This window comes from Halomonas sp. QHL1, assembly GCF_001882345.1.
GTDB lineage: Bacteria > Pseudomonadota > Gammaproteobacteria > Pseudomonadales > Halomonadaceae > Vreelandella.
The window spans coordinates 1,161,711-1,188,497 of sequence record NZ_MINL01000001.1 but is presented as its reverse complement, the minus strand read 5'-3'; the positions used below and the strand labels follow the sequence as shown (position 1 = coordinate 1,188,497).

The 26,787-nt window shown below is 55.9% G+C and carries 25 protein-coding genes; 12 read left to right on the top strand and 13 right to left on the bottom strand.

The annotated features are described in order from the left end of the window. Nucleotides 1-9 precede the first annotated feature (9 nt). The 4 genes from QHL1GM_RS05435 (at nt 10) to QHL1GM_RS05420 (ending at nt 3,638) form a co-directional block, all read left to right on the top strand. Nucleotides 10-1,518: a carbohydrate porin gene (locus tag QHL1GM_RS05435; protein WP_071693565.1), complete on the top strand. Its 1,509-nt coding sequence runs from the start codon at nt 10-12 to the stop codon at nt 1,516-1,518. A gap of 192 nt (nt 1,519-1,710) precedes the next feature. Continuing rightward, nucleotides 1,711-2,232: a DUF3455 domain-containing protein gene (locus QHL1GM_RS05430; RefSeq protein ID WP_071693564.1), complete on the top strand. Its 522-nt coding sequence runs from the start codon at nt 1,711-1,713 to the stop codon at nt 2,230-2,232. Between the two features lie 108 nt (nt 2,233-2,340). Continuing rightward, a complete protein-coding gene (locus tag QHL1GM_RS05425; protein ID WP_254795345.1) occupies nt 2,341-2,895 on the top strand; it encodes a sigma-70 family RNA polymerase sigma factor in 555 nt (184 codons plus the stop codon). Next, complete coding sequence (locus QHL1GM_RS05420; RefSeq protein WP_071693562.1) at nt 2,892-3,638, top strand: anti-sigma factor; 747 nt, start codon at nt 2,892-2,894, stop codon at nt 3,636-3,638. Before QHL1GM_RS05425 ends, QHL1GM_RS05420 begins: the two co-directional genes overlap by 4 nt. Nucleotides 3,639-3,655: 17 nt before the next feature. On the opposite strand, the gene trkA is transcribed toward QHL1GM_RS05420, so the two are convergent. Genes trkA through QHL1GM_RS05400 form a run of 4 tightly spaced genes read right to left on the bottom strand, consistent with a single transcriptional unit; the run spans nt 3,656 to nt 8,427 of the window. Then, nucleotides 3,656-5,029: a Trk system potassium transporter TrkA gene (trkA, locus tag QHL1GM_RS05415; protein WP_071693561.1), complete on the bottom strand. Its 1,374-nt coding sequence runs from the start codon at nt 5,027-5,029 to the stop codon at nt 3,656-3,658. Then, nucleotides 5,026-5,748 (bottom strand): response regulator, encoded by a 723-nt coding sequence (locus QHL1GM_RS05410; RefSeq protein ID WP_071693560.1) that lies wholly within the window; start codon nt 5,746-5,748, stop codon nt 5,026-5,028. Before QHL1GM_RS05410 ends, trkA begins: the two co-directional genes overlap by 4 nt. Beyond that, a complete protein-coding gene (locus QHL1GM_RS05405) occupies nt 5,738-6,883 on the bottom strand; it encodes an ATP-binding protein (RefSeq protein WP_071693559.1) in 1,146 nt (381 codons plus the stop codon). The genes QHL1GM_RS05410 and QHL1GM_RS05405 overlap by 11 nt, the downstream gene beginning before the upstream one ends. 53 nt (nt 6,884-6,936) lie before the next feature. Next, on the bottom strand, nt 6,937-8,427 hold the full coding sequence (locus QHL1GM_RS05400; RefSeq protein WP_071693558.1) for a TrkH family potassium uptake protein: 1,491 nt from the start codon (nt 8,425-8,427) through the stop codon (nt 6,937-6,939). Nucleotides 8,428-8,715: 288 nt separating this feature from the next. Here QHL1GM_RS05400 and zwf point away from each other — a divergent pair, with 288 nt between their 5' ends. The 4 genes from zwf to QHL1GM_RS05380 all read left to right on the top strand — a co-directional run bounded on the left by zwf (nt 8,716) and on the right by QHL1GM_RS05380 (nt 13,441). Next, nucleotides 8,716-10,221 carry a glucose-6-phosphate dehydrogenase gene (zwf, locus tag QHL1GM_RS05395; protein ID WP_071693557.1) on the top strand — a complete coding sequence of 502 codons (1,506 nt, stop codon included), beginning with the start codon at nt 8,716-8,718 and terminating at the stop codon, nt 10,219-10,221. 1 nt (nt 10,222) lies between these two features. Then, nucleotides 10,223-10,888 carry a 6-phosphogluconolactonase gene (gene pgl, locus QHL1GM_RS05390; RefSeq protein ID WP_071693556.1) on the top strand — a complete coding sequence of 222 codons (666 nt, stop codon included), beginning with the start codon at nt 10,223-10,225 and terminating at the stop codon, nt 10,886-10,888. 55 nt (nt 10,889-10,943) lie between these two features. Further along, on the top strand, nt 10,944-11,606 hold the full coding sequence (locus tag QHL1GM_RS05385; protein WP_071693555.1) for a bifunctional 4-hydroxy-2-oxoglutarate aldolase/2-dehydro-3-deoxy-phosphogluconate aldolase: 663 nt from the start codon (nt 10,944-10,946) through the stop codon (nt 11,604-11,606). Nucleotides 11,607-11,845: 239 nt separating this feature from the next. Then, nucleotides 11,846-13,441 carry a solute:sodium symporter family transporter gene (locus QHL1GM_RS05380; RefSeq protein ID WP_071693554.1) on the top strand — a complete coding sequence of 532 codons (1,596 nt, stop codon included), beginning with the start codon at nt 11,846-11,848 and terminating at the stop codon, nt 13,439-13,441. 139 nt (nt 13,442-13,580) lie between these two features. Here the strand turns inward: QHL1GM_RS05380 and QHL1GM_RS05375 are convergent, their stop codons facing one another. From QHL1GM_RS05375 to QHL1GM_RS05355, 5 genes are read right to left on the bottom strand one after another with little or no spacing between them, the layout of a single operon-like run. Further along, a complete protein-coding gene (locus QHL1GM_RS05375; RefSeq protein WP_071693553.1) occupies nt 13,581-14,477 on the bottom strand; it encodes an SMP-30/gluconolactonase/LRE family protein in 897 nt (298 codons plus the stop codon). A 14-nt stretch (nt 14,478-14,491) separates the two neighbouring features. Beyond that, nucleotides 14,492-15,097, bottom strand: coding sequence for a 2-dehydro-3-deoxy-6-phosphogalactonate aldolase (locus QHL1GM_RS05370; RefSeq protein WP_071693552.1), 606 nt, complete (start codon nt 15,095-15,097; stop codon nt 14,492-14,494). Between the two features lie 30 nt (nt 15,098-15,127). Then, entirely contained in the window at nt 15,128-16,099 is a 972-nt protein-coding gene (locus QHL1GM_RS05365) for a 2-dehydro-3-deoxygalactonokinase (protein WP_254795261.1), read from the bottom strand. A gap of 18 nt (nt 16,100-16,117) precedes the next feature. Next, nucleotides 16,118-17,266: a galactonate dehydratase gene (dgoD, locus tag QHL1GM_RS05360; protein WP_071693550.1), complete on the bottom strand. Its 1,149-nt coding sequence runs from the start codon at nt 17,264-17,266 to the stop codon at nt 16,118-16,120. 43 nt (nt 17,267-17,309) lie between these two features. Beyond that, nucleotides 17,310-18,029 carry a FadR/GntR family transcriptional regulator gene (locus tag QHL1GM_RS05355; protein WP_071693549.1) on the bottom strand — a complete coding sequence of 240 codons (720 nt, stop codon included), beginning with the start codon at nt 18,027-18,029 and terminating at the stop codon, nt 17,310-17,312. A gap of 149 nt (nt 18,030-18,178) precedes the next feature. Here QHL1GM_RS05355 and QHL1GM_RS05350 point away from each other — a divergent pair, with 149 nt between their 5' ends. Next, complete coding sequence (locus tag QHL1GM_RS05350; protein ID WP_071693548.1) at nt 18,179-18,886, top strand: inorganic diphosphatase; 708 nt, start codon at nt 18,179-18,181, stop codon at nt 18,884-18,886. A 102-nt stretch (nt 18,887-18,988) separates the two neighbouring features. Here the strand turns inward: QHL1GM_RS05350 and QHL1GM_RS05345 are convergent, their stop codons facing one another. The 4 genes from QHL1GM_RS05345 to edd form a co-directional block, all read right to left on the bottom strand. Beyond that, nucleotides 18,989-19,951 carry a carbohydrate kinase gene (locus QHL1GM_RS05345; protein ID WP_071693547.1) on the bottom strand — a complete coding sequence of 321 codons (963 nt, stop codon included), beginning with the start codon at nt 19,949-19,951 and terminating at the stop codon, nt 18,989-18,991. 66 nt (nt 19,952-20,017) lie between these two features. Then, nucleotides 20,018-20,887: an aldo/keto reductase family oxidoreductase gene (locus tag QHL1GM_RS05340; protein ID WP_071693546.1), complete on the bottom strand. Its 870-nt coding sequence runs from the start codon at nt 20,885-20,887 to the stop codon at nt 20,018-20,020. A 34-nt stretch (nt 20,888-20,921) separates the two neighbouring features. Then, nucleotides 20,922-21,887: a glucokinase gene (gene glk / locus QHL1GM_RS05335; protein WP_071693545.1), complete on the bottom strand. Its 966-nt coding sequence runs from the start codon at nt 21,885-21,887 to the stop codon at nt 20,922-20,924. Further along, nucleotides 21,887-23,776: a phosphogluconate dehydratase gene (gene edd / locus QHL1GM_RS05330; protein WP_071693544.1), complete on the bottom strand. Its 1,890-nt coding sequence runs from the start codon at nt 23,774-23,776 to the stop codon at nt 21,887-21,889. The genes glk and edd overlap by 1 nt, the downstream gene beginning before the upstream one ends. Nucleotides 23,777-24,057: 281 nt before the next feature. Between edd and cobT the strand changes: the two genes are divergently transcribed. The 3 genes from cobT to cbiB are packed head-to-tail and all read left to right on the top strand — an operon-like array spanning nt 24,058 to nt 26,785. Further along, a complete protein-coding gene (cobT, locus tag QHL1GM_RS05325; protein WP_071693543.1) occupies nt 24,058-25,107 on the top strand; it encodes a nicotinate-nucleotide--dimethylbenzimidazole phosphoribosyltransferase in 1,050 nt (349 codons plus the stop codon). Next, nucleotides 25,104-25,796 (top strand): adenosylcobinamide amidohydrolase, encoded by a 693-nt coding sequence (locus tag QHL1GM_RS05320; protein ID WP_071693542.1) that lies wholly within the window; start codon nt 25,104-25,106, stop codon nt 25,794-25,796. The genes cobT and QHL1GM_RS05320 overlap by 4 nt, the downstream gene beginning before the upstream one ends. After that, entirely contained in the window at nt 25,793-26,785 is a 993-nt protein-coding gene (gene cbiB, locus QHL1GM_RS05315; RefSeq protein WP_071693541.1) for an adenosylcobinamide-phosphate synthase CbiB, read from the top strand. Before QHL1GM_RS05320 ends, cbiB begins: the two co-directional genes overlap by 4 nt. The last annotated feature ends 2 nt before the right edge of the window (nt 26,786-26,787 follow it).

Here is a 26,787-nt window from a genome sequence, read left to right as displayed (position 1 = left end):
CTCAAAACAATGCATAAAATGACATTTAAAACGCCGTTAGCAATTGCTATTGCCGCCGCCAGCTTAGGGATGAGTGGTGTTGCCTCGGCACAGATGACCATGGAGCAACGCTTTGCCGAGCTGGAAGCCCGCATTGAAGCGGCGGAACAGCGCGCCGATGCCGCCGAGCGCCGTGCCGAGATTGCCGAGCAATCACAGTCTACTGCCGTGGCTACAGAAAGCGACGCGGAGATCGAAGAGCGTTTGGCGCGGGTGGAGCGTTATGCCGATGGTGAAGAGGGGTTCTCGTTTAACGTTTATGCGCGTTCAGGTCTGCTGATTGGCGAAGACGGTAAAAGCGAAAATGCTGGCCCTTACCTGACTCCCGCGGGCGGAGAGGGCGGCGCCGTTGGTCGTTTAGGCAATGAGCCTGATACCTACGCCGAAGCGATTTTCAACTACCGCATGCAGTTCGATAACGGCGCCAAAGCACTTTACCGCACCATGATTGCTGACGGCACGACCTCCAGCAATGACTGGACAGGTGGCGAGTCCGATCTCAACGTGCGCCAAGTGTTTGCCGAATTCAGCGATCTTCCCAGCTTCACCGGCGCATTTGAAAACGCCTCTATCTGGGCCGGTAAGCGTTTTGATCGCGATAACTTCGATATTCATTGGCTTGATAGTGACGTGATTTTCCTGGCCGGTACCGGTGGTGGTATTTATGACATGCAATTGGCAGATAACTGGAAATCCAACCTCTCGATTTATGGCCGTAGCTTTGCCGACTACCCGATCATTGACCGTGAAAATCCGGGCCTTGAAGGCGATACCGATAACCTTATCCTGACCTCTAACAACTACTTTGGTAACTGGCAGTGGATGGTCAACGGTATGTCCGCTGCTGACAACGACGAGCGCGATATCGAAGTCGGCCAAACCGCAGCCGATACCGGTTTCCACACCATGATTGCCTATCACGGCGATAGCTTCTTCGGCATGGGCGAGGGTAACTTCAAGGCGGCCGTGCTGCATGGTCAAGGGCTGGGTGCCGAAACCAAAAGCCTAGGTTCGCGAGGTGATCTCACCGACGATGCCACCGCTACGCGTCTAGCGCTTTATGGCACCACGTATATCGCCCCGCAGTGGCGCATCGCACCCTCTATTTTGGCTGAAACCAGCGAAGATCGTTATGCACAGGGAGATAAGTACAACTGGGCAGGGCTTAACGTGCGCCTAGCCAACGAGTTAACGCAAAACTTTGAGATGCAGTACGAAGCTGGCTATCAGTGGATGGATCTAGATCCCCAGGGGTACAGCGGTCGCAACGCGGTCGATGGTGGCTTCAGCAAGTTCACCATTGCGCCCACCTTTAAGCCTGAAGTCGGCGGCTTCTGGCAGCGTCCTGAGATTCGTCTGTTCACCACCTTTAGCGATTGGGATGACGACCTCAACAACTACGGTGCCAGCTCACTGGGTAATGAAGGCTTTACCGGTGGTCAGTGGACCTTCGGTGTTCAGACCGAGGTGTGGTTCTAAATCGATGTAAGTGGGTTAGCGTTTAACTGTTTCTTATCCAATGCACTTTGCCCGCGACCTGTCGCGGGTTTTTTTATTGCGGCATTTTTAAAAATATTTTTAATGTGCTGCATCCAATACGTCTCCTCGCGGGTAATCCCTATACAGGCGCTATTTAAAGCGGCTGATAAAAACCCTTTTAGGAGACTGAAAATGACACTTCATCATCTAACGCGCGCTACCTTGGCCGCCACACTGATTGCATCCTTCAGTCATGCCGCTCTGGCCGAAACGCCTGCGGATGTCCAAGTACCGGACGGCAACACCATCGCCCTCGAAACGGTTGGCGTTGGCGCTATTACTTACATGTGCGAAACCAAAGACGACGGCAACATGGGTTGGGTATTTAAAGGCCCCCACGCTGCGCTCAATGGTAGCGATGGCAGCCAGGTTGGTAGCTACTACGGCCCGCCAGCCACCTGGGAAGCGTTGGACGGTTCAAAAATCACCGGTACTCAGCTAGCCACCGCCGCCAATGGTGATGGCAATATTCCGCTCCAGCTAGTTGAAGCCAACCCCGCTGAAGGCGAGGGCGCCATGACGGGCGTTAGCTATATTCAGCGCTTGAACACTCAAGGCGGTGTTGCGCCTGACGTAGCTTGCGATATGGATCACGACGGTGCTACCGCTGTAGTTACCTACCAGGCGGACTATATCTTCTGGACTGCTGAATAATTTAAATTAGGGCTGGGGACTCGTTTGGCGAGTTCCCAGCGGCTATGCTGTCTGCGAGAACGACGACTGGCGTCGGTGCCGTCAACAGGGAGCTGAAGTTTGACTGACGTGTCTTCAGAATTTGATCATGCTGCGGCAATAGCCAACTGTGCCCGTGGCGAGCATGACGCCTTGCACCAACTCTATGTCCATGAGAGTGACCGACTACTAGGCGTGGTCATAAGAATCGTTAAAGATCGTGGTATGGCTGAAGATATTGTCCACGATGCGTGCCTCAATATTTGGCAGCGTGCCGATAGTTTCGACCCCGATAAAGGCTCTGCCCGAGCGTGGATATTCAGTATCGCGCGCCATTTGGCTTTAAACGCCATTCGTTACCGTGATCGTGAGATCACGTTTGACAGTAGTGCCCCCACCGAATTAGAGCATGACGAACATTTTCAGCACGCCTCCGTTGTCGACGAAGCCTTCGATTGGCAGACAGGCCAGCGGATGGATAGCTGCTTAGAAGCGCTTGAGCCCGAGCGGCGTAACTGCGTACTCCACGCCTACGTTGATGGCCTCAGTCACGCGGAAATCGCTGCGCATACCGGCGCGCCGCTGGGAACCGTTAAAGCCTGGATCAAACGCAGCTTGCTGCGCCTACGGGAGTGTATGGCATGACCCGCCCAAATGATCACAAAAATGAAGATGACCATGCCTTGGCGGGTGAATACGTGCTGGGTACATTGTCGTTAGAGCAGCGCAAAGCGCTGGAAGCTCGGTTACCCAATGAGCCTGAACTGCAAAAAGCCGTGATGGCTTGGGAAGAGCGCTTCTTGCCCTATACCGATATCACCGATCCAGTAACGCCCTCTGATTATTTGTGGCCGCGTATTGAGCGCAGTTTGGCGTCACGGGAAGCGCTTGCTAAGCGTGCTCGAGCTGCCACTGCCGCGCCGCCAAGACCCCGCCGTATGCTGCACAGTCTGCCGCTTTGGCGCGGCGCCGCCGGGTTTGGCTTAGCGGCGGCGTTAGTATTGGGCGTAATGCTGGCCAATGAAGTAACTGAACCGACTATTTCAACTACGCCCGAGTACATGGTGGTTCTGCTTGCCCCGCAAACCCAATCAGCGGGCTGGGTCGTACAGGCATCATCGCGGCAGGAAATCGAGCTCATCCCGCTGGGCACCTTCGAAGTACCTGAAGGTAAAGCACTAGAGTTCTGGACCAAAGCAGATGAGTGGCAGGCACCGGTATCGCTGGGCTTGGTGGAGCCAGGCCAGCCGATTCGGATGCGCTTAGACCAGTTGCCGCCGCTTGAGGATAACCAGCTATTTGAGCTAACGCTGGAAGACGAAACCGGTTCGGCCACCGGTCTGCCCACCGGCCCCATTGAGTTTATTGGTCGCGCGGTCGAGATTTAGCCTTTCAAAAGCGCCAGTTAAAAGAACGATAAGCCAACTTGGAACATGCGCTCCACATCGCGAATGCGGCGTTTGTCGACCACAAACAGAATCACGTGGTCGCCGCTCTCCACCATCACATCGCCGTGGGCGATGATGACTTCCTTGCCGCGCACAATCGCCCCAATCGTCGTGCCATCGGGTAAGTCGATCTCGCGGACCGTGCGGCCCACCACCTTAGACGACTGCTTATCGCCGTGGGCGATGGCTTCAATGGCTTCGGCAGCACCCCGACGCAGCGAGTGAACGTTGACGATATCGCCCCGGCGCACGTGGGTTAGCAGGCTGCCGATGGTGGCCTGTTGGGGTGAAATAGCGATATCGATCTCGCCCCCCTGCACTAAATCCACGTAAGCGGCGTTGTTAATCAGCGTCAGCACCTTCTTCGCCCCTAAGCGCTTAGCGAGCAGCGACGACATGATATTGACCTCGTCGTCATTGGTCAGCGCGCAGAAGATATCGCACTCTTCGATATTCTCCTCTTCCAGCAAGCGCTTGCTGGTGGCACTACCGTGGAGCACCACAGTGCGATCCAGCCGCTCAGAGAGGGTGGTGCAGCGCTCCAGGCTGTGCTCGATGATCTTTACCTGGTGGCTATGCTCCAAATGCTCCGCCAGCCTCTCGCCGATATTGCCACCCCCGGCGATCACGACGCGGCGGAAATCTTTCTCGACTCGGCGCAACTCGCTCATCACCGCGCGAATATCGCGGCGGGCGGCGAGGAAGAACACTTCGTCGTCAGCCTCGATGACCGTATCGCCGCGGGGAATAATCGGCCGGTTACGGCGGTAAATCGCCGCCACGCGGGTATCCACGTTGGGCATATGGCGGCGCAGAAAAGCCAAATCCTGACCCACCAGCGGGCCGCCGTAAAACGCTTTCACCGCTACCAGCTGTACCAGGCCACCGGCAAACTCCAGTACCTGCAGGGCACCGGGGTGCTCAATCAAACGGCGCACGTGGTCGGTGACCACCTGCTCGGGGCTGATCAGTACATCAATGGGGATCGCTTCGTGGGCGAACAGGCCTTTGCGAGTCAGGTACGCCGTGGCGCGTACCCGGGCAATTTTTGTCGGGGTGCGAAACAGCGTGTGAGCAACCTGACAGGCGATCATGTTGATCTCGTCGCTGCTGGTCACGGCGATCAACATATCGGCGTCTTCACAGCCTGCCTGGCGCAGCACAATCGGGTAGGAGCCCGCCCCGGTGACGGTGCGGATATCGAGTTTGGTGTGCAGGTCGCGCAACTTTTTGGCGTCAGTGTCAACGACAGTGATGTCGTTTTCCTCGCGGGCGAGGTGTTCTGCCAGTGTGCCGCCGACCTGGCCGGCGCCGAGAATGATGATTTTCATACGGTCTTGTCCTCACGGTCAGGCTCAAGGGAGAGTCGGTAACCAATGCCGGGTTCAGTTTGCAGTAGGGTGGGGGATTGGGGGTCGTCACCTAGCTTTTGACGCAGCTTGCTCACCACAATGCGCAAGTAGTGCGTATCCTCCTGGTGGGTTGGGCCCCATATCTGCCGCAATAGCTGGGTCTGCGTGACCACTCGCCCAGCGGAGGTAATTAGCTGGGCTAGTACGGCGAACTCTTTAGGCGTTAGATGAATGGCCTCGTCGTGCAAGCTCACCTGGTAAGCGGCTAGGTCGACTAACAAACCACCATGCTGGAAACGCTGGGCGTTTGAGCTGGCGCGCCGCCTTAATAGGGCTCGAATACGTGCCAGCAGCTCTTGAATGCCGAATGGTTTGGTAACGTAGTCGCTCGCCCCGTTATCCAGGGCGCGCACTTTTTCAGCCTCATGGCCGCGCACCGAAACAATGATTACGGGCACCTCGCTATACTTGCGGATCGAATCGAGCACTTGCTGTCCATCCATGTCTGGCAGACCAAGATCCAGCAAAACGATGTCGGCATTAGCGGTGAGGGCATCAGCATTGAGTTTTTCCAACCCTTCGCGACCACTGGCCGCCTCAATCACCTGAAATCCCTGAGAGGTGAGGCTGATACGCAAAAAATGGCGAATGTGTGGCTCGTCATCAATGACTAATACGCGCGCTTGATCAGTGGTCATTCTCGGCGTCCTTGCTGGGTGCCGATAGAGGCAGCGTCATGGTAATTTTGGTGCCAACACCGTCCGGCCCAGGGCTTGCGTGGATTTGACCCGCGTGGGCGCCAAGCATTCCCCGGCAAATCGCCAGCCCCAGTCCACTGCCATGCAGGCTGCGATCACCCTCGTTACCGGTGACAAACATATCGAATACGCGCTCGCGTAATGCTTCGGGTATGCCTGGGCCTTGGTCGGTAACCGAAAACAGTAAGATAGGCTGATTTCCATCACTTTTCTCATCACGACACTGGGCTTCGATAGTGATATGGCCATTAGGGGGTGAGAAGCGCGCCGCATTTTCAAGCACGTTGACCAGCGCTTGCTCAATCAGGGCGGGGTGAACGTAAAGTAGTGGTAGCTCTTTTGGCCAGTGCTGCTCTACTTGGAAGCCTTCAAGGGCGGTGCCTAAGCGTTTTCGTGCTGACGCGACTAAATCATCAAATGCCACCCAGTCTCGCTCAATTTTCATGTTGCCATGCCCTAGGCGGGTCATATCCAACAGATTTTGTATATAGCGGTTAAGGCGTTCGCTTTCGCTTAGTACGCCATCTAATAGTGCAAAGCGATCCTGTTGGCTGAGCTGTGCATCCAGAGTGCGAAGCGAGCTGGCCGCGCCAATAATCGATGCTAGCGGAGTCCGCAGGTCGTGGGAAACCGACGATAGCAGCGCTGAACGCAATCTCTCCTGCTCTTCAGCCAAGCGAGCGGCGCTAAGCTCCAGCAGGCGTTGGCGGCTATCTCCAGCGAGCTTGCCGACTACCAATGCGACTAATAGAAAGAACAGCAGTGTTAGCAGTTGCTCTTGCTCTTCAACCGCTAACGAAAAGTGCGGAACGGTGAAGCAAAAATTAAACGTCAGAAAGCCCAGCACGGCACATAACAGAGCTGCGTAGCTTCCTGACAACACAGCACTGACGAGAACCGCAGTAAGAAAAATCAACGAAAGATTAGCCAAGGCTAGCCAGGCATAGAGCCCCCAGGCGACAAGCAGAGCAACCAACGTACTCGCCAGCGCAATCAGGATTTCTGACGGCATTGGCAAGCGCAGTTGGTTCGCAATCTGCCCAAAGGGTTTCCATATCGGTTTTCTAAGCGTCATGACACGATTGTCCTTCACATTTGCCCTTCACGAACGTCCTTCAAGATGTTCGGCTAGCGCCGCCAGAACATGGGAGTCAGTAACACCACGACGGTGAGTATTTCTAATCGCCCCATCAGCATGCCAATACATAGCAGCCATTTCGCCGCGTCGGGTAGGGGGGCAAAATTACCCGCGGGGCCGATAATATCGCCAAGGCCTGGTCCCACATTGGAGACTGCGGTTGCGGCACCGGAAAGAGCGGTGACTAAATCCAACCCTAGGGCGGATAAGCCCAGTGCAAGTGCGGCAATAGTGATAAAGAAGAAGAACGAGAAGGCCACTACGCTGCGCGAGATATCGCTGGTGACCGGCTGCTGGTTATAGCGAGTGGTAAACACACCATTGGCATGGATGAGATATCGAAGCTGGTTAAGCAGCATTAAAGAGGCAATCTGAAACCGGAAGATTTTCATCCCGCCGCTAGTAGAGCCGCTGCAGCCGCCCACAAAGGTCAGGTAGAAAAAAGCGACCACGGGCAGCGCCCCCCACTGGGTGTAATCATCAGATGCGTAACCGGTGGTCGTGACTACTGAGATCACGTTGAAGGTGACGTGGGTAAGTGATTCAAACCAGTTATCTCCCTGAATGACCCGCCAGGCGCTAAGCATCAAGATGGCGGCCAGAAGAAGCTTTAAGAGGCCGCGTACCTGCTGGTCTTTCCATAAGGCACTGCGTGAGGTGCGAATAAAGCGGATATACAAAACAAACGGTAGCGCGCCGCAGAGCATAAAAAAACTGCTCATCCACAGCAGCCAAGGCTGGTCGGCGTAAGCCCCAAACGAGGCGTCGGAGTTGGCAAAGCCGCCGGTGGCTAGCGACGTCATACCATGTACGGTGGCGTCTAGCAGCGTCATTCCGCCGAACCAATAACTAGCAATCGCGACCAGGGTTAGGCTGACATAGATCGTTAGCGTCGCTTTAGCAATACCGCCAGTGCGTGGCATCACTTTATCGGACCAATCAGACGACTCGGTGTGAAACAGCCGCATACCGCCAACTTTTAGAAACGGCAAAATGGCAATGCCCATGACGATAATGCCGATGCCACCCATCCACTGCATGAGCCCTCGCCATAGCTTCAAGCCATCGGAAAAGTGCTCAATGCCGACCAGAATGGTAGAACCCGTCGTGGTTATCGCCGATACCGATTCAAACACCGCGTTGGTAAAGGTTAACTGAGGCGCGCCAAGCACTAGCGGCAGACTGGCAAAACCGCTAATGGTGACCCAACTGGCGGCGGTAAGAATAAACATCTGCCATGGCTTCAACTCTAAGGCTGCGCGATAGGTGAGTAACCAAGTGAGCGCTGCGGCGCCAAGTACAATCAGAATGGAAACGCCGAAGGCGGGTGCGTCAGGATCGCTCTCAATCAGTAGTACGACGAAAGGCACTAGCATAAACAGCGCTAGCACTACCCAGAGAATCGAGATGATTTTAAAAACAGGTGCCCAGTGGCGATACACATTCCTGCTACGATAAAACCATGGTGTGGATGGTGTCATAAGCCCAGCTCGCCATTTAGTATTCTTAATATGCGCTATAACATCATGCACATGCATAAAAAGTCCGTAAAAATGCAGACGTGATTGATGTTTTTTTACGTAGCGCCACGATGCTCGCTAGCGATTTTTATTACTAAAGTCGCCAGGGTAGGTTTTAAAAGCAGCTAGTTCTCAATGCAGGTTATTTTTGTAGTAAAATTACACGAATTATTGCGTATACTGCCCCCTTTACGGTAGATTTTAGGTAATCTAACTACATTAGATGCCTAATTATAAATAGGAGCGACGATGAGCCAGTCCACTGCTTCCCAAGGTGCACCGCTGGGCGATCCGAACCACGCTATTGATTTAGCGTTGTTTGGGGCGCTGGGTGATCTTGCTATGCGCAAGCTATTTCCTGCCTTGTACCATCTTGATCGTGAAGGCTTGATGCCTGAAAGCACGCGCATTATGGGGCTGGCTCGGCATGAGCACGACGTTGCATCGTTTCGGAAAATGGTTAACGACGCGCTGCAAAAGCGGCTGAAAAGCAGCGAGCAGGATAAGCAGAGCCTCGAGCGTTTTCTCGCCCGCTTAGATTACTTAAAGCTCGATTTTTCCAGCGTTGAAGGTTACGACGCCATTCGCCAGTGGCGAAAGGGCTCACCACGCCCAATGGTGGTCTATCTTTCCGTTGGGGCACCTATTTATGGCGATATCTGCCGTCACCTGCAGGCCAGTAAAAGCCTGGACGATGAGTCCCGCGTGGTGGTTGAGAAACCCATCGGCTATGACCTGCACTCCTCGGTCGAAATTAACGACGCTATCGGTGAAGTGTTCCCCGAGTCGCGGATTTATCGCATCGACCACTATTTGGGTAAAGAGACCGTACAGAACCTGATTGCACTGCGTTTTGCCAACCCGCTGTTTGGCACCCAGTGGAACCAGAACAACATCTCCCATGTGGAAATTACCGTTGCCGAGAAGGTAGGTATCGAAGGGCGCTGGGGCTATTTCGATGAGGCGGGCCAGCTACGCGATATGGTGCAAAACCACCTGCTGCAGCTGCTGTGCTTAATCGCCATGGATCCGCCCTCTAACCTGGATGCCGACGCCATCCGCGATGAGAAGGTCAAGGTGCTTAAAGCACTTAAACCGTTTGTGGGCGAGGCGCTTGGTCGCGATGTAGTACGCGGTCAATATATCGCGGGCACCAGCGATGGCCAGTCGGTGCCGGGTTACCTGGAAGAAGAGGGCGCCAACACCCAGAGCCAGACCGAAACCTTCGTGGCCATGAAAACCGAAGTGGCTAACTGGCGCTGGGCTGGTGTGCCGTTCTACCTGCGCACCGGTAAACGGATGCCGGAGAAGCTTTCGCAGATCGTCATTCACTTCCGCCAGCAGCCCCACTATATCTTCGACCCGGATCAGCGCGGCATTGCCTCGAATAAGCTAATTATTCGCCTGCAGCCGGAAGAGGGTATTGCCCTGCAAGTATTGACCAAAGATAGCGGTTTGGATAAAGGCATGCGCCTGCGCCCCGGTCCGCTGCATTTGGACTTCAACAGCGCATTTCCCAAATCGCGGATACCCGATGCTTACGAACGCCTGCTGCTCGAAGTCATGAAAGGCCAGCAGTACCTGTTCGTGCGTCGCGATGAAATTGAACACGCCTGGCGCTGGTGCGACCAACTCATCGATGGCTGGAAAAAGCGCGACACGCCGCCGCGTCGTTATCCCGCAGGTTCTTGGGGGCCGGTCGCTTCAATTGCCATGATTACCCAGGATGGCCGCAGCTGGTATGAGGATTATTAATATGAGCCAAGCACGACAACAGTTGGCCGAGCAGCTTGCCGAAACCGTGTTTCAGGGGCTGCAAGAAGACTTAAGCCACCAGGATCGCGTCCTGCTCGTGGTTTCCGGTGGCTCTACGCCGGTGCCTTTTTTTAAGGCGCTGGCGGCCAAATCGCTGCCCTGGGATCGGGTAGATGTAACGCTGGCTGATGAGCGCTGGGTAGACGAGCAGAGCAGTGACAGCAATGCCAAGTTGGTGCGTGAGCATCTGCTACAGGGCAAAGCATCGGCAGCCACTTTTATACCGTTAACTTGCACCACGGCTACACCTGAAGAGGGCGTTGATGAAGTCGCCAAACGAGCCGAAACGCTAGCGTGGCCTGCTAGCGTGGTGATTCTGGGTATGGGCGGTGATGGTCATACGGCGTCACTGTTTCCCGACAGCCCTGAGTTGACCTTGGCACTTGCCACGGAGGAGCTGTTGGTAGCAGTCAGAACGCCTAGCCAGCCGCAACCCCGGATTACCTTTTCCGCCGACCGACTGCATCAGGCGCGGCGGCATATTCTGCATATTACCGGCGATGATAAACGCGCCGTATTGGCCAAGGCACTAAACGGCGACGACGTGCGTCAGCTGCCTATTCGTGCCTTTTTAACCTGCCCGTTGGCAATTTACTGGGCGCCTTAGCCTTAGCCCTAATAGTAATTATCAGGCCAATAACAATTTGCTTGGAGACTCACTAATGACTATCGACAAACAGTTACCCTCTACACGCACTGCAGAGCTGGATAGCATCTGCTTAAAAGCCGAGGTGATTCCGGTCATCACTATCGAGCGCTTGGAAGACGCGGTACCGCTAGGCCGTGCCCTAGTAGAAGGGGGCTTAACCGTACTGGAAGTTACCCTGCGTACCGACTGTGCTCTTGAAGCGGTTAAGCGTATGCGTGAAGCGCTGCCAGGTGCCAGCATTGGTGTGGGCACGGTGCTGACACCTGCCCAGTATCGCCAGGCCGAGCAGGTTGGCGCTGACTTTGTAGTGACACCAGGCGCAACGGAAGCCCTCTATCGCTACGGCGTTGAAAGCCCAGTGCCCATGCTGCCGGGTGTTTCGACGATTTCTGAGCTGATGACCGGCTGGCAGTACGGCTACCGCCGCTTTAAGTTTTTCCCGGCGGAATCCAGCGGCGGTGCCAAAGCGATCAAAGCATTTGGCGCGCCGATTCCTGAAGCACGCTTCTGTCCCACCGGCGGTATCACCGTCGATAATGCCGAAGATTACCTTTCGCTGCCCAATGTGATGTGCGTAGGCGGCTCCTGGTTAACGCCTAAAGCGATGGTGGAAGCAGAAGATTGGGATGGCATCCGTGAGTTGGCCCGTCAGTCAGCGGAGCGTTTTCATCACTAAATAGGCACTAGCGCTGAGTTAAAAAGATAGCCCCAGTTCATTGTTCTAAAAAACATAGCTGGGGCTTTTTTATAGCTTTAGCGCAGCCTTGAAGAGTGATAAAGCTCAATATAAGACCAAAGGTGTATAACGGGCTATATTCAGCTCAACTAAAATGAATACACGATTTGTCTGACATTTCGCTATACGCGCATACAGTAACGTGCGTGCCACTTACAATGATGATGAGGTGATTCAAAATGCACGCGTTGACCCTGGCGTCCTTCCTGTTTTTTACAGGGCTTGTCGCCTTTATCACTTGGCGAATCACCCGCCGAGATGATCACTCCAGCACCAGCGGCTACTTTCTAGCAGGGCGTACGCTAACCTTCCCGCTGATTGCAGGCTCTCTGCTAATGACCAATCTCTCCACCGAGCAAATGGTGGGGCTCAATGGGGCGGCCTTTGCCGATGGTTTAAGTGTGATGGCCTGGGAAGTCGTGGCGGTTATCGCACTCGTGGCGTTGGCGCTATTTTTCCTTCCGCGGTTTTTGAAAAGTGGTATTGCCACGCTGCCGCAGCTGCTCGAAATTCGTTTCGATAAGACTACCCAGCTAATCACCAATATCATTTTCCTGATAGCTTACGCGGTGATTTTGCTGCCGATTATTCTCTATTCGGGTGCCATCGGCCTGCAGGGTATGCTCGACCTGCCGGGGTTAACCGGCATTGAGTCTACTACTACACTGCTTTGGTTAACGGTGTGGATCGTCGGCATTATCGGTGCGGTATATGCACTGTTTGGCGGGCTACGCACGGTCGCTGTCTCGGATACGCTTAACGGCGTCGGGCTGCTGATCGGCGGTTTCGTGATCGTCTATTTCGGCCTGCAGGCTGTGAGTGGCGGCAGCGGCGTAATGGAAGGCTGGAGCATTCTCAAAGAGAGCGACCCGGACAAGCTGAATTCGATTGGCGGTGCTGATCAGCAGGTGCCGTTCTTTACCCTGTTTACCGGCGTTTTCCTGATTAACCTGTTCTACTGGAGCACCAACCAGCAGATAATTCAGCGTACCTTTGCGGCCAAAAACCTTGCCGAAGGTCAGAAGGGCGTGCTCCTGACCGGTCTCTTCAAGCTGCTGGGACCGCTCTACCTAGTACTGCCCGGCATCATTGCTTACCACCTTTATGCCGATCAGGGCGTACGTGCCGATGAAGCCTACGGTCATTTGGTGTTTAACGTACTGCCGCCGTATCTTACAGGGTTCTTCGCTGCTGTTATGGTCGGTGCGATCCTGTCGTCGTTTAACTCCGCGCTTAACAGCACCACCACGATTTTCAGCCTGGGCATCTATAAAGGGGTGCTGAACAAAGAGGCTACGGAAGAGCAGGTGGTTAAATCGGGTAAAGTCTTTGGCTGGATCATGGCCATCATTACCATGATCATCGCGCCGCTGTTGGCAGGCCAGGATAGCCTTTTCGGCTACCTACAGAAGATGAACGCGATCTACTTTATTCCCATTCTTGCCGTGGTGCTGGTCGGGCTATTAACTAAACGTGTTCCGCCTATGGCGGCCAAAATTGCCCTGGTGGGCGGTTGTTTATTGATTGCCGCTGGTTACTTTGTGCCACCGTTTACGCTACTGCCGCAGATCATGCACGAGTTCCACTTCGTGGCGCTGGTCTTTGTATTACTGGTGGCGGTGATGCTGATTATCGGCAAGCTTCGCCCGCGTGAAACTGATTGGATTCAGCAGCACAGTGGCGATGTGGATCTAACGCCCTGGAAAGGCGCGGTACCCGCCGGTATCGTCCTGGTCGTGTTAGTCATCGTTATGTATATAAGCTTCGCTGGCTAAACTGGGATTGTCGGGACGAGGCCGCGTCGTTGCGAGGAGCGCAGCGACGCGGCAATCTCAACTTTCGGTAGCAGATCCCCCGAGATTGCTTCGCTTCGCTCGCAATGACAGAGGGTTAGCTTGGGACAATGGCAACAGCCTATTCTAGGCGCAGCGGCAGCTCGGCCAATCCTTTAATGCCGGTTTCAACCACATAGAGCGAGCCTGCGGTGGGTTCTTGGGCAAGCTGCTCAGCACTGAAACCCTCTTGCGCCGTGGTGATATACAGCGTTTTTAGATCAGGGCCAGCAAAAACCGGGCAGGAGGGTTGGCTGACTGGTAGCTCAACGCGGCCAATTATTTCGCCGTTAGGGTTCAAGCGTACGACCTGCCCAGCCCCCCACAGTGCTAGCCATAGGCAGCCTTCGCTATCCATCACCGCACCATCCGGATTACCTTGGCTGGAGAAAAAATCCGCCCAAGGCTGTGGCTCGCCTTGTGGCCAGCCCTCGTTATCCAGCGCCCAGCGCATCACTACACCCGTCACCGTATCCGTAAACCACGCGAACTCGCCATCTTCAGAGAAGCAGATAGCATTGGGAATCGTTAGGCCTGAACGCAGCCGCGAGAGCTCGCCGCGATGCAGGCGGTAAAGGCTTCCAGCGTTTCTTTCAGTGCTTTTACCCATGCTGGAAAGCCACAGGCTGCCGTGGCGATCAATGCGTGCGTCATTGCTGCGGGTGATGGGGTTATCGGCCTCGAAATCACACCACTTTTCGATACTGCCGCTGCTGGGGTCGAAGCGGCTTAAGCGGTCTTCACCGACTAACAGCAGGCCACCATCGTCAATGGGGGCTGCCAGTGACACTCTATGATCAAGCTGATAGTGGCCGCTTTCCCCGCTGGCGGGGGAGAGCCAGTGCAGCAGTTTTTCAAGAATGTCGCACCAGTAAAGGCGCTGATTTTTGGCATCCCACTGCGGGCCTTCACCCAGCGAGCAACGGCAATCGACCGCTAACTCGGCCTGCCACGTTGGAACACTCGTACCCGTATTCATTGTGATTGTTCTCCTTATTGTTCGCCTGCTAGCCAGGCATCGACTAGGGCTTGTGCCTGTTTGCCTACCTGAGAAGCGCTTTGGCCGGGTTTGTATAGCGCGCTGCCCAGGCCTGCACCATCGACACCCGCTGCGCGCCATTCGGCGAAGTTATCGACCCCAGCGCCGCCGACGGCATATAAAAGTGTGCCTTCGGGTAGCACCGCACGAACCGCTTTCATACCTTCTAAGCCTACCTGCACCGCGGGGAAGAGTTTAAGCCCGGTGGCGCCTGCATCCAGCGCATCGAAGGCTTCTGAAGGGGTCACAATACCCGGCCAGCTAGCCATGCCGAGCTTATGCGTTTCTTCAATCACCGCTGGCCGACAGTTGGGAGAAACGATTAAGCGCCCACCGGCAGCATGAACTTCACGCACCTGAGCCGAAGTGAGCACCGTACCTGCACCAATGACCGCACGATCGCCATATGCGTCTACCAAGCGGCGAATGCTCTCTAGCGGGTTGGGTGAATTAAGTGGCACCTCGATCTGGGTGATCCCCGCGGCCAGCACCACACCTGCGATTTCAACGACTTCGTCGGGGCTAACTCCGCGTAAAATACCAATCAGTGGCAGCGACATAGCAAATCTCCCCATAAATAGTTAGTGGCTTTAGGCCTTGAGCGCACGGTGGGCAAGGCATAGACCTGCCAGCACGGCTAAGTCGCCATCCATATGCTGCGTCTGATAGCCGATCGCATTGAGCGCCAACGTATAGCGCTGGCTAAGCGCCTGGTTACCAATCAGCATGATGGGCTTATCGCTGGGGCACTCACGGCAGGCACCAGCAAGCTCAAGGCCAATGGCGAGCCCAGAGAGCCTGGCCGCCAGCACGGCCCCACGCGTATCGCCAGCCGGTAGCCGGCCATCGAGTAAATCTTGCGCGCGCAGGCCGAACAGGCGGCTACTAAAGGTTTCGGGCGCCGCGTAGATCTCGCTAACTGCCGAAATAAACGCCTCACAGCAAGCTGGGTCTTGAAGCTCATCGTTGCCGATTGAGTGGCGCAAGACCGATTGGTTGGCCAATAGCTGGTAAAGCTCGCCGGTCAGATAGGTCGAAAACCCGCTCACCGCGCCCGCTTCCAGGGTTGCCCATTTTGCGTGGGTGCCGGGCAGGCAGGCGAGGCCAGTAAACTCTGGCGAATCAGCGACGAGTCCTGCCAACTGGGTCTCTTCACCGCGCATCACATCAAAGTGAGTCGCGATACCGCGGGTTTGGCTTAAACCAGGCAGCAGGTAAACACGTAACTGGTCGCTCGTAAGCGTTGGCGTCACTGCGCCTTGGCTAAGCTGGTCGAGCTGCGTGGGTACCGGCAAATAGGCGGCTTCCAGCCAGCCCTGACGAGCGCCCGCCATACCGCACACCATCACATCAATTTGCCCGGCAGTAGGCAGCCAATCACCCACCAGCCGCTCCAGCTCGGCTTCGTACTCATCGGCCTTTAGCGACAGCATGCCCTTGTCGCTACTGGCTTGGGCAATCACCTGGTCGTGTTGATCCAGCCCCCAGGCGCGCAGGTTGCTAGAGCCCCAGTCAACCGCAATCCAGGTTAATTGGTCTGCAATGTCAGCTGTTTCACTCATCTCGGTTGATCCCATGGCTTACCACTCCGCAATAGAGCCATCTTCATGAGTCCAGACCGGGTTGCGCCAGCGGTGGCCCACCTTGGCGCGCTCCTCAACGAACTCTTCGTTGATCTCGACACCAAGGCCTGGGCCCTGGGGAATGGCGCAGAAGCCGTCTTCAATGGCGAGGGCGGATTTATCGACCAGGTAATCGAGAACATCGTTGCCCTGGTTGTAGTGAATGCCCATGCTCTGCTCTTGGATAAATGCGTTGTGACTGACTGCATCCAGCTGTAGAGACGCGGCCAGTGTTAGCGGGCCGAGCGGGCAGTGGGGCGCTAAGGCGACGTCATAAGCGGAGGCCAGGGCGGCGATTTTGAGACCTTCGCTGATGCCGCCGCAGTGGGAAATATCCGGCTGGATAATGTCGATCATGCCATCGGCCAGCAAATCGCGGAACTGGAAGCGGGTATGCAGCCGCTCGCCAGTTGCCAATGGGTAGCCCAAACCACCGGCAATATCTTTCAAGCAGGGTAGATGTTCGGGGGCGACCGGTTCTTCCACAAACATCGGGTGGAAGGGCTCTAACTCGCGCAGCAGTGCTTTGGCCATGGGGCGGTGCACGCGGCCATGAAAGTCGATGCCGATGCCTACATCTGGCCCAACGGCGTTGCGCGCTTCTGCCACCCGAGCGACGGCTTCATCGACCTTGCGATGTGAGTCGACGATTTGCATTTCGGGGGTGCCGTTCATTTTGAAGGCCGTGAAGCCTTTGTCGACCAGCGCTTTGGCACCAGAGCCCACGTCGCTTGGGCGGTCGCCACCGGTCCAGGCGTACATGCGCATTTTGTCGCGCACGGCACCACCTAATAGCTGGTGAACGGGCACACCCAGATCGCGGCCTTTGAGATCCCACAGCGCCTGGTCAATACCGGCAATCGCACTCATCAGAATAGGGCCGCCGCGATAAAAACCGGCGCGGTACATGATGTTCCACAGATGCTCAATGCGGTGCGGGTCCTGGCCGATCAAGTAGTCAGAAAGCTCGTGTACGGCGGCTTCAACGGTTGCCGCGCGGCCTTCAATCACCGGTTCACCCCAGCCGTAGCAGCCTTCGTCAGTCTCTATTTTAAGGAACAGCCAGCGCGGGGGAACTTGCCAAGTCTTGAGTTTGGTAATTTTCATGTTCGGTCATCCTTCTGAATAGGAGGTATTCATTGCGTAATTGTCAGCTGACGATGCCAAGGTCGATGGCCGTGCGGCGCAGCACTTCTCTTGCGGCGGATTCTGCGGCGCTGGCATCGCGGCTGCGGATAGCGTCAAGCACCTGGCGGTGGCGCGCGAGACTGTCGTCTAAGGGGCCAGTGCGGTGTTGCGAGCGGTGTATCAGCGCCATGATCGAAGGTCGCAGTAAGTGGCCCATTTGCCGCCAGACTAAATTGTGGCTGGCCCGGTAGGTGGCGTCGTGAAAGGCGACGTCGTACTCGGCATGCTCCGCACGCGCTTCAACGCTGCCTGCGCTGCTCTTCATTCCTGCATAGGCGCTCTCCAGACGTTCTATGTCTTCAGCCTGGGCTGCCTGTGCAGCGAGTCCTGCAACCACCGGTTCAGCAGAAAACCGAAAGGCGTAAATGGCCCTGATCAATTGCGGGTCAAGGTCGACCAGACCGGTCATCCATTCGCTCATCAGTGGGTCGAGTAGATGCCAATCACCCATTTCGCGAACCAGCGTGCCGCGGCCCGCAGTGCGCTCTAATAAACCCGCCGCGGTGAGGCTGGTGAGTGCGTTACGCACTTGGTTACGGCTAACGGCAAAGTGTTTGCCGATATCCAGCTCCCGAGGGAAAACATCGCCTGGCTGCCAATGGCCTGCCAGCAGAGCCTGGGCGAGCAAACGGGCTAACTGTTCAGCGCCACCCTGGTGGGGCGGCAGAGCGTCCAGCGTCATCGGTGATCTCTTGTTTTTTATTGGATGAATTCTAGTCTAGTAAATGTCTGACATTTAAACAAGTCGTGACATGGTTGCCTCCATTTAAGTCTGTCATTACTCCGTCATTTCTCCACGCTAACGTATTTGAATAACTAACGGAGAACATCATGCGGAAAAAACTATTACTTACTTCTCTAGCGTGCATTGCTGCTTTGGCATCCACGGCTCAGGCTGAGTCTTTAGGCGGATTGGCGTTTTCTGACACCACGCCCATTGCCCATAACATGAACGCAACCGATGAGTTCACTATTGTGGGTGATGTCGACTTGATGTCTATGGATGCCATCAATGCCGATGGTTCGGTAAGAGCCATTGTTGAAATACCCACGGGCACATCGGCGAAATGGGAAGTCAGTAAAGATGATCCCAAAGCGGTTTATTGGGAATATAAAGACGGTGAGCCACGCGTTGTGAATTACCTAGGTTACCCCGGCAATTATGGCGCTATTCCAGGCACTGCTCTGCCAAAAGAGTTGGGCGGTGACGGCGACCCACTCGATGTGATTGTTTTGGGCCAAGCCGTTCCACGAGGTGAAATTGTCGATGTGAACGTTATTGGTGTTCTGAAAATGCTGGATGACGGAGAGCAAGACGACAAGCTCATTGCCGTTCTCACCCAGGATTCACCTTTTGCACATATTGAAAGCATGACGCAGTTGGATCGCGAGTACCCAGGTGTTAGTCAGATCATTGATCTGTGGTTTGCCAGTTACAAAGGGCCGGATGGCGGTATGGAAGGTCTAGGGTTTGAGGATGCGGAAGTGGCAAGGGAGGCGTTAGAAGCCGCCGCTGAAAACTTCGCGGCGACGCAATAATGGCCAAATTGCAGTAATCGGGAGTAGAGCCTTTTAGCTTATCGTTGCTACTGCCTAACTAACATCGGTGACCGCCCAGGCGGTCACCGAACTGGATAACCATTAAGTGTTTAGAAGTGCTTCGATATCCGCATGGGTAGGGAGTGATGCATAAGCGCCTGGCCGAGTAACGGCATGGGCGCCACAGCGGCAGGCAGTATCCACCGCGCGGTGGAGAAAATCCGCATCGCTCTGCCAGTTTTCATTGATGCCGTGGGCCGAGAGCTCCGCCAATAGCCCGCCAATAAAGGCGTCGCCTCCCGCGGTGGTATCGACTGCTTCCACTTTGGGTGGTGCGATGCGCTGGTCAATACCGACGCCTTTGAGTACCACGTCATTGGGGCCGTCGGTAATCAAAATAACTTTTACCCCGGCCGCCAGTCGCTCTGATAGCCACGATTCTGCAGGATGATCTGCGCGTAAGTAGTCGAGCTCTTCCTGTGACAGCTTGAGCAGCTCAGCGCCGTCTAGCAGTTGCGTAACTAGGCTGGCATCGGCTTCGCCGTCGGGCCACAGGTTGTGGCGTAGGTTGGCATCTACGCTGACCAGGCAGCCTGCGCGCTTTGCCATGGTGGCCATCGCCAGGGTAACGTCGGCGATCTCTGGGTCGGTCAGACTGTTACTGCACAAGTGCAGAATGGCAGGGTTCTCGAATACGCCATGGGGTAAATGCTCAAGGCGATAAAGCAGGTCAGCAGCGGGCGGGCGATAGAAATCAAAAGTGCGTTCGCCCACGTCATCCCGGGAAACGAACGCCAGCGCCGTACGGGCTTCTCGGGTATATACCACGCCGCTGGTGTCTACACCGTGGCTTTTGAGTTCACGCACCAAAAAATGCCCGAACGTATCGTCGCCCACCATGCCTAAAAATTGGCTAGGAACGCCCAGGCGGGCGCAGGCGACTGCCACGTTAGCGGGAGCGCCACCGGCGTAGGGCGTAAAGGTTTGCTGGGCATCTGAAGCCGCCCCTAAACGGCTGGAGAGCATATCAACCAGGGCTTCGCCAAACGCAATAACTGGCGTCATAAGTGGCTCCTTAGTGTAATTAACGTAATAGTTGTTTTGTACCGCGTCGTTTTATACAAAATAGCCTTATGCCACGCAGTGGCCACGGGCAGCTTCAAGCAATTCATACCACACTTCCCGGGGCAGCGTGGCAGGGCCTTTGAGCATGTCGCTGATTCGCTCTGGCTTAACGCTGCCAATCACCGGTACCGGCGAGTTAGGAAGACTACGTAGCCATGCCAGCGCTAAAGCGCTGGGGGAGCTATCAAGCTCCGTTGCCCACTTAGCCAAACAGTCGCCAACGGCGCCTTGCATCAGCTGCCCGCCTGCCAGTGGCGACCACGCCATCGGTGCGTGGCCATCGGCACATAGCTCATCAAAGCTGCCGTCAAACAGCGGCGTTGTATGGGCAATCGAGAGTTCGATCTGATTGGCTGATAAGCGTTGATGCATGGCGCCTTGCAAGCGCCGCCACTGGCTGGGCAGATGATTGGAAATTCCCGCGGCGCCAATTTTGCCTGCTTCAATGGCGTCGTCCAGCGCCCGGCCGGTCGCTTCCGCGTCCATCAACAGATCGGGGCGGTGAATCAGGAAATGATCGAGGCGTTCGACATTTAACCGCGCCAGCGAGGCATCAATGGCGCTATTAAGATAAGCAGGGCTAGCGTTGTAGTGCTTTACCTTGCCCGAGCCGGGTTCGGGGTTGTCGTTGGCGATGCTCGCTTTGGTCACGATATTGACCCGCTGAGCTAGGGCAGGGCGCGCTCGTAGCGCGGCGCCAAACAGGGTCTCTCCTTGGCCGTTGCCGTAGATGTCAGCATGATCAAACCAGTGAAGGCCCTGTTCCAGGCGTGCTTCGATCCAGTCTGCCAACAGTTCGGGGTCGTGCATGGCGGGTGATTCGTGCAGACGCATCATGCCGAGAAGAAACGGCACGTTAAAAGTGGCGGCGGGCATAGCAGGTTCCAAATTGATATTGTTAGGAATGTTTTTAGAAGACTTCTTCGTTATGCAGCGCTTCGGCGGCACCTAGCAGGCCGGTCCAGGGCGCGGTCACTACCCACACGGGGATGTCAGCGTTATAAGCGCCCATACGGCCTTTATCGACAAAAGCAGCGCGCAGTTCACTCTTCGGCAGCCACTCCAGCAGGCGCGGGAGAATGCCGCCGCATAGATAAACCCCGCCTCGAGCGCCCATGGTTAAGGTGGCGTCACCGCACACATCGCCAAGAATTTTTAGAAAGCGCAGCAGGGCAGCGGTGGCAAGGCTATCGCCTTCATTGGCCGCTGAGGTTACCTCTGCGGGGCTGTTGAGGCTTGGCTCAATTCCCTCAAGGGTGCAGTAGGCTTGGTAAAGCTCCAGTAAGCCTTGACCGCACAAGATGCGCTCTACGCTCACCCGTTTGTGACGCTGTAGAAATACATCCAGCAGTGCCCGCTCGGTACTATCCGTGGGGGCAAAGGTGACGTGACCGCCTTCGGTGGGCAGCGGAATCCAGGCGTGTTGGCCAGGAAACACCCCGGCAACGCCCAGCCCGGTGCCCGGGCCAATGATTAAGCGTGTGGAGTGCGCCTGGGTTTGCCCCGGCTGAACCTCGACCAAATCACTGGCTGCCACATGGGGAACGCCCAGTGCCTGGGCGGTAAAGTCGTTAATCACTTTGAATAGCGAGAGATTCAACGATTGCTGAACGTCGCTTTTCAAAAAATCCCAGTGGTTATTGGTCATCTTGACCCGCTCAGCGTGAACGGGGCAGGCAAAGGCTAAGCACGCCTCTTGAGGCGCGTTTTCACCGGTGGCACCCACACGGTTCAAGTAGTCTTGAACCGCTTCTACAACACCAGGGTAGTCGGCGCAGGGCAGGTTCAAAATATCGTGCGGGGTTATTTCACCGGGAGAGACCAACGCCAAGCGTGCGTTGGTTCCCCCGATATCGCCGATAAGGGCCGGTCTCATCAGGCATCCTCTTCTGAGATTTGCCCCTGCTGACGGGCGAGATCATCGGCTTCAAAGCCACCGAAGACACCAGCGCCTTCTTCACCGCGCATGGCCAGGTGGCGGAAGCCACCAAACAGCTCACGACCCAAGCCCACGTGGTAGTGATCCAGATTGCCAATGGCCAGTTCCCGTTTAGCCCAGGTGGCGGGGTCGACTTTGGCTTCCAGCGTACCGGCGTTGGCATCCAGGCGTATAATATCGCCATCGCGCAGTTTGGCCAGCGGACCGCCGTCCAGGGCTTCGGGGCTCATGTGAATGGACGCAGGCACTTTGCCGGACGCTCCAGACATACGGCCATCGGTGACCAGTGCCACTTTAAAGCCACGGTCCTGCAGCACGCCCAGGAAAGGCGTCAGTTTGTGCAGCTCGGGCATGCCGTTGGCTTTGGGGCCCTGGAAGCGAACCACCACAATCACGTCGCGATCCAGCTCGCCGGATTCGAAAGAGGCCTTCATTTCGTTTTGATCTTCGAAGATCTTCACCGGCGCTTCTACCACGCGATGCTCTTCCGTCACTGCGGAGACTTTGATCACACCGCGGCCCAGGTTGCCTTTCATGACCGTCAAGCCACCCGTCGGCGCGAACGGTGTCGATACCGGGCTGAGCACGTCTTCATCAAGGCTTTTTTCGGGGCCTTCGTGCCAAACGATTTTGCCATCTTCAAGGAACGGCTCTTGGGTGTAGGCGGTTAGGTCGGTGCCGAATACGGTGGGAATATCGCCGTGAATCAAGCCCGCGCCCAGCAATTCGCGGAACAGGTAGCTCATGCCACCCGCCGCTTGGAAGTGATTGATATCGGCTTGGCCGTTGGGATAAACCCTCATGAGGCTGGGGGTAACCGCTGAAAGATCGGTAAAATCGTCCCAGTTCAGAGTAATGCCCGCAGCGGCCGCCATGGCAATCAGGTGGAGCGTATGGTTGGTCGAGCCGCCCGAGGCCAGTAGACCTACCACGGCGTTAACAATCGCACGCTCATCAATCTGCTTGTAGAACGGACGATAGTCGCCGCCGGGTTCGGTGTTGCGAATCGCTTGTTCGGTGGCGTAGCGCGTCAGGGCTTCGCGCATTTCAGTGCCTGGGTTCACAAAAGAAGTGCCGGGCAGGTGTAGCCCCATCATCTCCATCATGAGCTGGTTGGAGTTGGCGGTGCCGTAGAAAGTACAGGTGCCGGGACTGTGGTAAGAGTCTGACTCGGCTTCGAGCAGTTCAGCACGGCCGACTTTACCCTCGGCATAGAGTTGGCGGATACGTGCCTTCTCTTTATTGGGCAAGCCGCTGGGCATGGGGCCCGCCGGTACAAACATGGCGGGCAGGTGGCCAAAACGCGCCGCGCCAATAAACAGCCCCGGAACAATTTTGTCGCACACGCCCAGATAAAGCGCGGCATCAAACATATTGTGTGAGAGACCCACCGCGGTGGACATGGCAATTACATCACGGGAAAACAGCGATAGCTCCATACCCGGCTGGCCCTGGGTTACACCGTCGCACATAGCCGGAACGCCACCGGCAAATTGGGCGGTAGAGCCCATATCCCGTGCAGCTGCTTTAATGGTTTCGGGAAACGTTTCGAGCGGCTGGTGTGCCGAGAGCATATCGTTGTAAGACGAGATAATGCCCAAGTTGGCGCTGTTCATCAGCTTCAGTTCGCCCTTATCACGCGGGTTGCAGGCAGCGAAGCCGTGGGCCAGATTGCCGCAGCTTAGCTCAGCACGGTGCACGCCACGTTTGTGCTGGTCAGCCATGCGCCGCTCGTAGAGGGCGCGACGCTCAGCAGAACGCTCACGAATGCGCTGGGTAACCTCAGCAACGGTGGGGTTTAAAGTGGCAGGTGTTGAGCTCGGCATAGTGACCTCTGCATGATAGAGACGGTGAGTGAAGCTTGTAGTTATTTTACATTTTTTGGCGTCGATATAAGAGACTTTACGGCAATAAAAACTCTAGTTGTAGTTTTATTACCCGAATTTGATGTGCAAGTAGCAGCACGCCAAGAAGCATAGATATATCTAGAAGACCCTGACAGGGTGGAAGATCGGCCAATGAAATAGCAAGTATAGCACCCCGGCTTTTGCTACCATTTTGTGCTTTGCCTTTGAATTTTTGATTACCCCACCGACTCGGAGCTTGCATGCACGCCATTGTTGACCACATTCAGTCAGTTGATCTCAATGCCGGTGAAGAGACGCGTCGCTACTTGGATACGCTGACCAAGCCGCCAGGTAGTTTGGGTGGCTTAGAAGAGTTAGCTATTCAGCTGAGCGATATCAGCGGTGAGCTAAAGCCCAGCGTAACGCCGCCAGCGGTGATTGTGTTTGCCGCCGATCATGGCGTTGCCGCAGAAGGGGTATCTGCCTTTCCTCAAGCAGTGACCGCCCAGATGGTGGCTAACTTTGCCAACGGTGGGGCGGCGATTAATGTCTTTGCCCGTCAGATAGGCGCACAGGTCGAGATCGTGGATGTGGGCGTAGCTTCGCCGTTAACACTGCCTGGTGTGACCTCTGCCAAGGTGCGCCACGGCACCGCCAATATGGTGGAGGAAGACGCGATGCAATCGGCTGAAGCCATTGAGGCTATTAATGTGGGCGTGGCGTCCGTGGAACGAGCAAAAAGGGCGGGTGCAAAGTGCATTATCGTCGGTGAAATGGGCATTGCCAATACGACTGCCAGTAGCGCGATATTAGCAGTACTAACGGGTGAGTCGGTGGCAAGCGTGGTAGGCGCGGGAACGGGGATTAACCAGCAGCAGCAGGCGCACAAAGTCGCGGTGATTGAACGTGCTATCGCTGCGCGCAACGCTGACCCGCTGGCACCTTTTGAGGTGCTCTCCAAACTGGGCGGCCTGGAGATTGCCGCTATGACCGGCGCTTATTTGGCCGCAGCGGCCCAACGCTTACCCGCCATTGTGGATGGCTTTATTGCCACCGTCGCCGCGCTCACTGCCTGCCGACTCTGCCCCGCAGTGCGTGGCTACCTGATTTTTGGTCATAGCTCACAGGAGCCAGGCCACGATGTCGCGTTAAAAGCGCTGGAGGCCAAGCCACTGCTCGATATGGGCATGCGGCTAGGAGAAGGGAGCGGCGCGGCGCTGGCGTATCCATTGCTACAAGCAGCGGCAGCGATGATGGCAGAAATGGCCACTTTCGCAGATGCCGGTGTAAGTGATAAAGCCACCCTATGAGTATGTTGGAGAGACTTCCCTTTAGTCAGCCATTAACGCTCTCGCAAAGCGAACAGTGTCTGGCGATAACCTCTCAGTTACCGCTACGCACTCTGAGCAGCGCGCTGATAGGCGATGGTTTTGGCAGCAAGCAGCACTTTGCCAACTTTCATGTTGATTACCGTTACGATGGGCGCGCTCCAAAGGCGGATCTTAGCGCCTGGTTGGGTGACACGGGTATGCCCGCTTCATCGGTCGCCATGATGACCGCAGTGCGTTTAAGCAATGCCTCCATCGTCAGCATGCCATTAGCGCATCTAGACCATGGCGTTATGGCGTTGGTAACAGCGGGAGCGGGCAATGCGGTGGATATCACCGCGATTCACTCACAAGATCCCCGCTTAGTTGCAGGCACTATCAACGTTTTTGTATTTGTCGATGCCCACCTGACCGATGGTGCGCTGGTGAATGCGTGCCTGTCGATTACAGAGGCTAAGGTTCAGGCGCTCTATATGGCTGGCGTTATCGATACACATAGCGGTACAGCGGCTACCGGCACGTCGACGGATTGTGTCTGTATGGCAGCCACCCAACGCGGAGAACTCACTCCCTATGCCGGTTCAGGGACGGTTCTGGGTCGAGCGATTGGAAGAGCGGTGTATCAGGCAACGCTGAACTCGCTAGCCAGCGCTAATGAGATGCCTCTATGAACATGCCTTTCACGCTATCAAGCATCGTCATGGTGATGCTTGCGATAGCGATCGATTTAGTGGTTGGCGATCCACGCTCAATACCACATCCGGTGGTGCTAATCGGGCGCTTTATCAGCGCTTTTGAGCGGCTGTGGAATCGTGGCACGGTGCAGCAGCGCAGAGTGAGTGGCTTCCTGCTAACGATTATTGTCGTCGGCGGCGTTTGGGGAATTAGCTGGCTAGCGCTGGCGCTGCTGGAACGCTTGCATCCTGGCCTAGCATTGATCACCGAGCTTTGGCTGCTCTCCACCACGCTAGCGATCAAAGGCTTGGGCGACGCGGCCCGCGCCGTAGTTGAACCGCTGACCAAAGGCGATTTGCCCGCCGCCCGGAAGGCGCTGGGCATGATAGTAGGCCGCGATACGCAAAACTTAGATGAAGCGGAGATTACCCGGGGCACGGTGGAAACCGTGGCGGAGAATACCGTTGACGGCATTACTGCGCCGCTGTTTTTTGCGCTTATCGGCGGGGCGCCACTAGCGCTGGCGTATAAGGCGGTTAATACCCTGGATTCGATGGTAGGTTACAAAAACCAGCGCTATGCTGATTTTGGATATGCCTCCGCCAAGTTGGACGATATGGTTAACTGTGTGCCCGCACGCTTGACCGCACTGTGCCTATGGCTCGCTGGTCTGCTACTCAATGTTTCAGGTGTTTTGACCCTGCGCTGGCAAGGCGCACTGCGCGGCACCTGCAGAGATGCACCGGGTCACCCTAGCCCCAACGCCGGCTGGCCAGAGGCCATGGTTGCCCGGCTGCTAGGTGTTCAGCTAGGGGGTACTAATTTTTACCAAAACGTGGCTTCCCACCGGGCGACCTTGGGCGAGCCGTTAGAGTCGCTGCGTGTTGCCCATATCACCGCTACAGTTAGCTTAATGCACGGCGCCTGGATGCTATTTATGTTGCTGTCGGTGGTCGTGATAATGGGGCTGCTATTCATTTTTTAGGG

Bases quoted from the DNA above. Each gene is read 5' to 3' on its own strand.
- QHL1GM_RS05435 (WP_071693565.1), top strand. From the start codon at position 10: ATGCATAAAATGACATTTAAAACGCCGTTAGCAATTGCTATTGCCGCC.
- edd (WP_071693544.1), bottom strand. From the start codon at position 23,776: ATGCCGAGCTCAACACCTGCCACTTTAAACCCCACCGTTGCTGAGGTT.
- dgoD (WP_071693550.1), bottom strand. From the start codon at position 17,266: ATGAAAATTACCAAACTCAAGACTTGGCAAGTTCCCCCGCGCTGGCTG.
- QHL1GM_RS05405 (WP_071693559.1), bottom strand. From the start codon at position 6,883: ATGACGCTTAGAAAACCGATATGGAAACCCTTTGGGCAGATTGCGAAC.
- QHL1GM_RS05375 (WP_071693553.1), bottom strand. From the start codon at position 14,477: ATGAATACGGGTACGAGTGTTCCAACGTGGCAGGCCGAGTTAGCGGTC.
- cobT (WP_071693543.1), top strand. From the start codon at position 24,058: ATGCACGCCATTGTTGACCACATTCAGTCAGTTGATCTCAATGCCGGT.
- trkA (WP_071693561.1), bottom strand. From the start codon at position 5,029: ATGAAAATCATCATTCTCGGCGCCGGCCAGGTCGGCGGCACACTGGCA.
- QHL1GM_RS05400 (WP_071693558.1), bottom strand. From the start codon at position 8,427: ATGACACCATCCACACCATGGTTTTATCGTAGCAGGAATGTGTATCGC.
- QHL1GM_RS05410 (WP_071693560.1), bottom strand. From the start codon at position 5,748: ATGACCACTGATCAAGCGCGCGTATTAGTCATTGATGACGAGCCACAC.
- QHL1GM_RS05365 (WP_254795261.1), bottom strand. From the start codon at position 16,099: ATGAGTGAAACAGCTGACATTGCAGACCAATTAACCTGGATTGCGGTT.
- QHL1GM_RS05345 (WP_071693547.1), bottom strand. From the start codon at position 19,951: ATGACGCCAGTTATTGCGTTTGGCGAAGCCCTGGTTGATATGCTCTCC.
- QHL1GM_RS05430 (WP_071693564.1), top strand. From the start codon at position 1,711: ATGACACTTCATCATCTAACGCGCGCTACCTTGGCCGCCACACTGATT.
- QHL1GM_RS05350 (WP_071693548.1), top strand. From the start codon at position 18,179: ATGCGGAAAAAACTATTACTTACTTCTCTAGCGTGCATTGCTGCTTTG.
- QHL1GM_RS05380 (WP_071693554.1), top strand. From the start codon at position 11,846: ATGCACGCGTTGACCCTGGCGTCCTTCCTGTTTTTTACAGGGCTTGTC.
- cbiB (WP_071693541.1), top strand. From the start codon at position 25,793: ATGAACATGCCTTTCACGCTATCAAGCATCGTCATGGTGATGCTTGCG.
- QHL1GM_RS05320 (WP_071693542.1), top strand. From the start codon at position 25,104: ATGAGTATGTTGGAGAGACTTCCCTTTAGTCAGCCATTAACGCTCTCG.
- QHL1GM_RS05385 (WP_071693555.1), top strand. From the start codon at position 10,944: ATGACTATCGACAAACAGTTACCCTCTACACGCACTGCAGAGCTGGAT.
- QHL1GM_RS05370 (WP_071693552.1), bottom strand. From the start codon at position 15,097: ATGTCGCTGCCACTGATTGGTATTTTACGCGGAGTTAGCCCCGACGAA.
- pgl (WP_071693556.1), top strand. From the start codon at position 10,223: ATGAGCCAAGCACGACAACAGTTGGCCGAGCAGCTTGCCGAAACCGTG.
- QHL1GM_RS05340 (WP_071693546.1), bottom strand. From the start codon at position 20,887: ATGCCCGCCGCCACTTTTAACGTGCCGTTTCTTCTCGGCATGATGCGT.
- zwf (WP_071693557.1), top strand. From the start codon at position 8,716: ATGAGCCAGTCCACTGCTTCCCAAGGTGCACCGCTGGGCGATCCGAAC.
- QHL1GM_RS05420 (WP_071693562.1), top strand. From the start codon at position 2,892: ATGACCCGCCCAAATGATCACAAAAATGAAGATGACCATGCCTTGGCG.
- QHL1GM_RS05355 (WP_071693549.1), bottom strand. From the start codon at position 18,029: ATGACGCTGGACGCTCTGCCGCCCCACCAGGGTGGCGCTGAACAGTTA.
- glk (WP_071693545.1), bottom strand. From the start codon at position 21,887: ATGAGACCGGCCCTTATCGGCGATATCGGGGGAACCAACGCACGCTTG.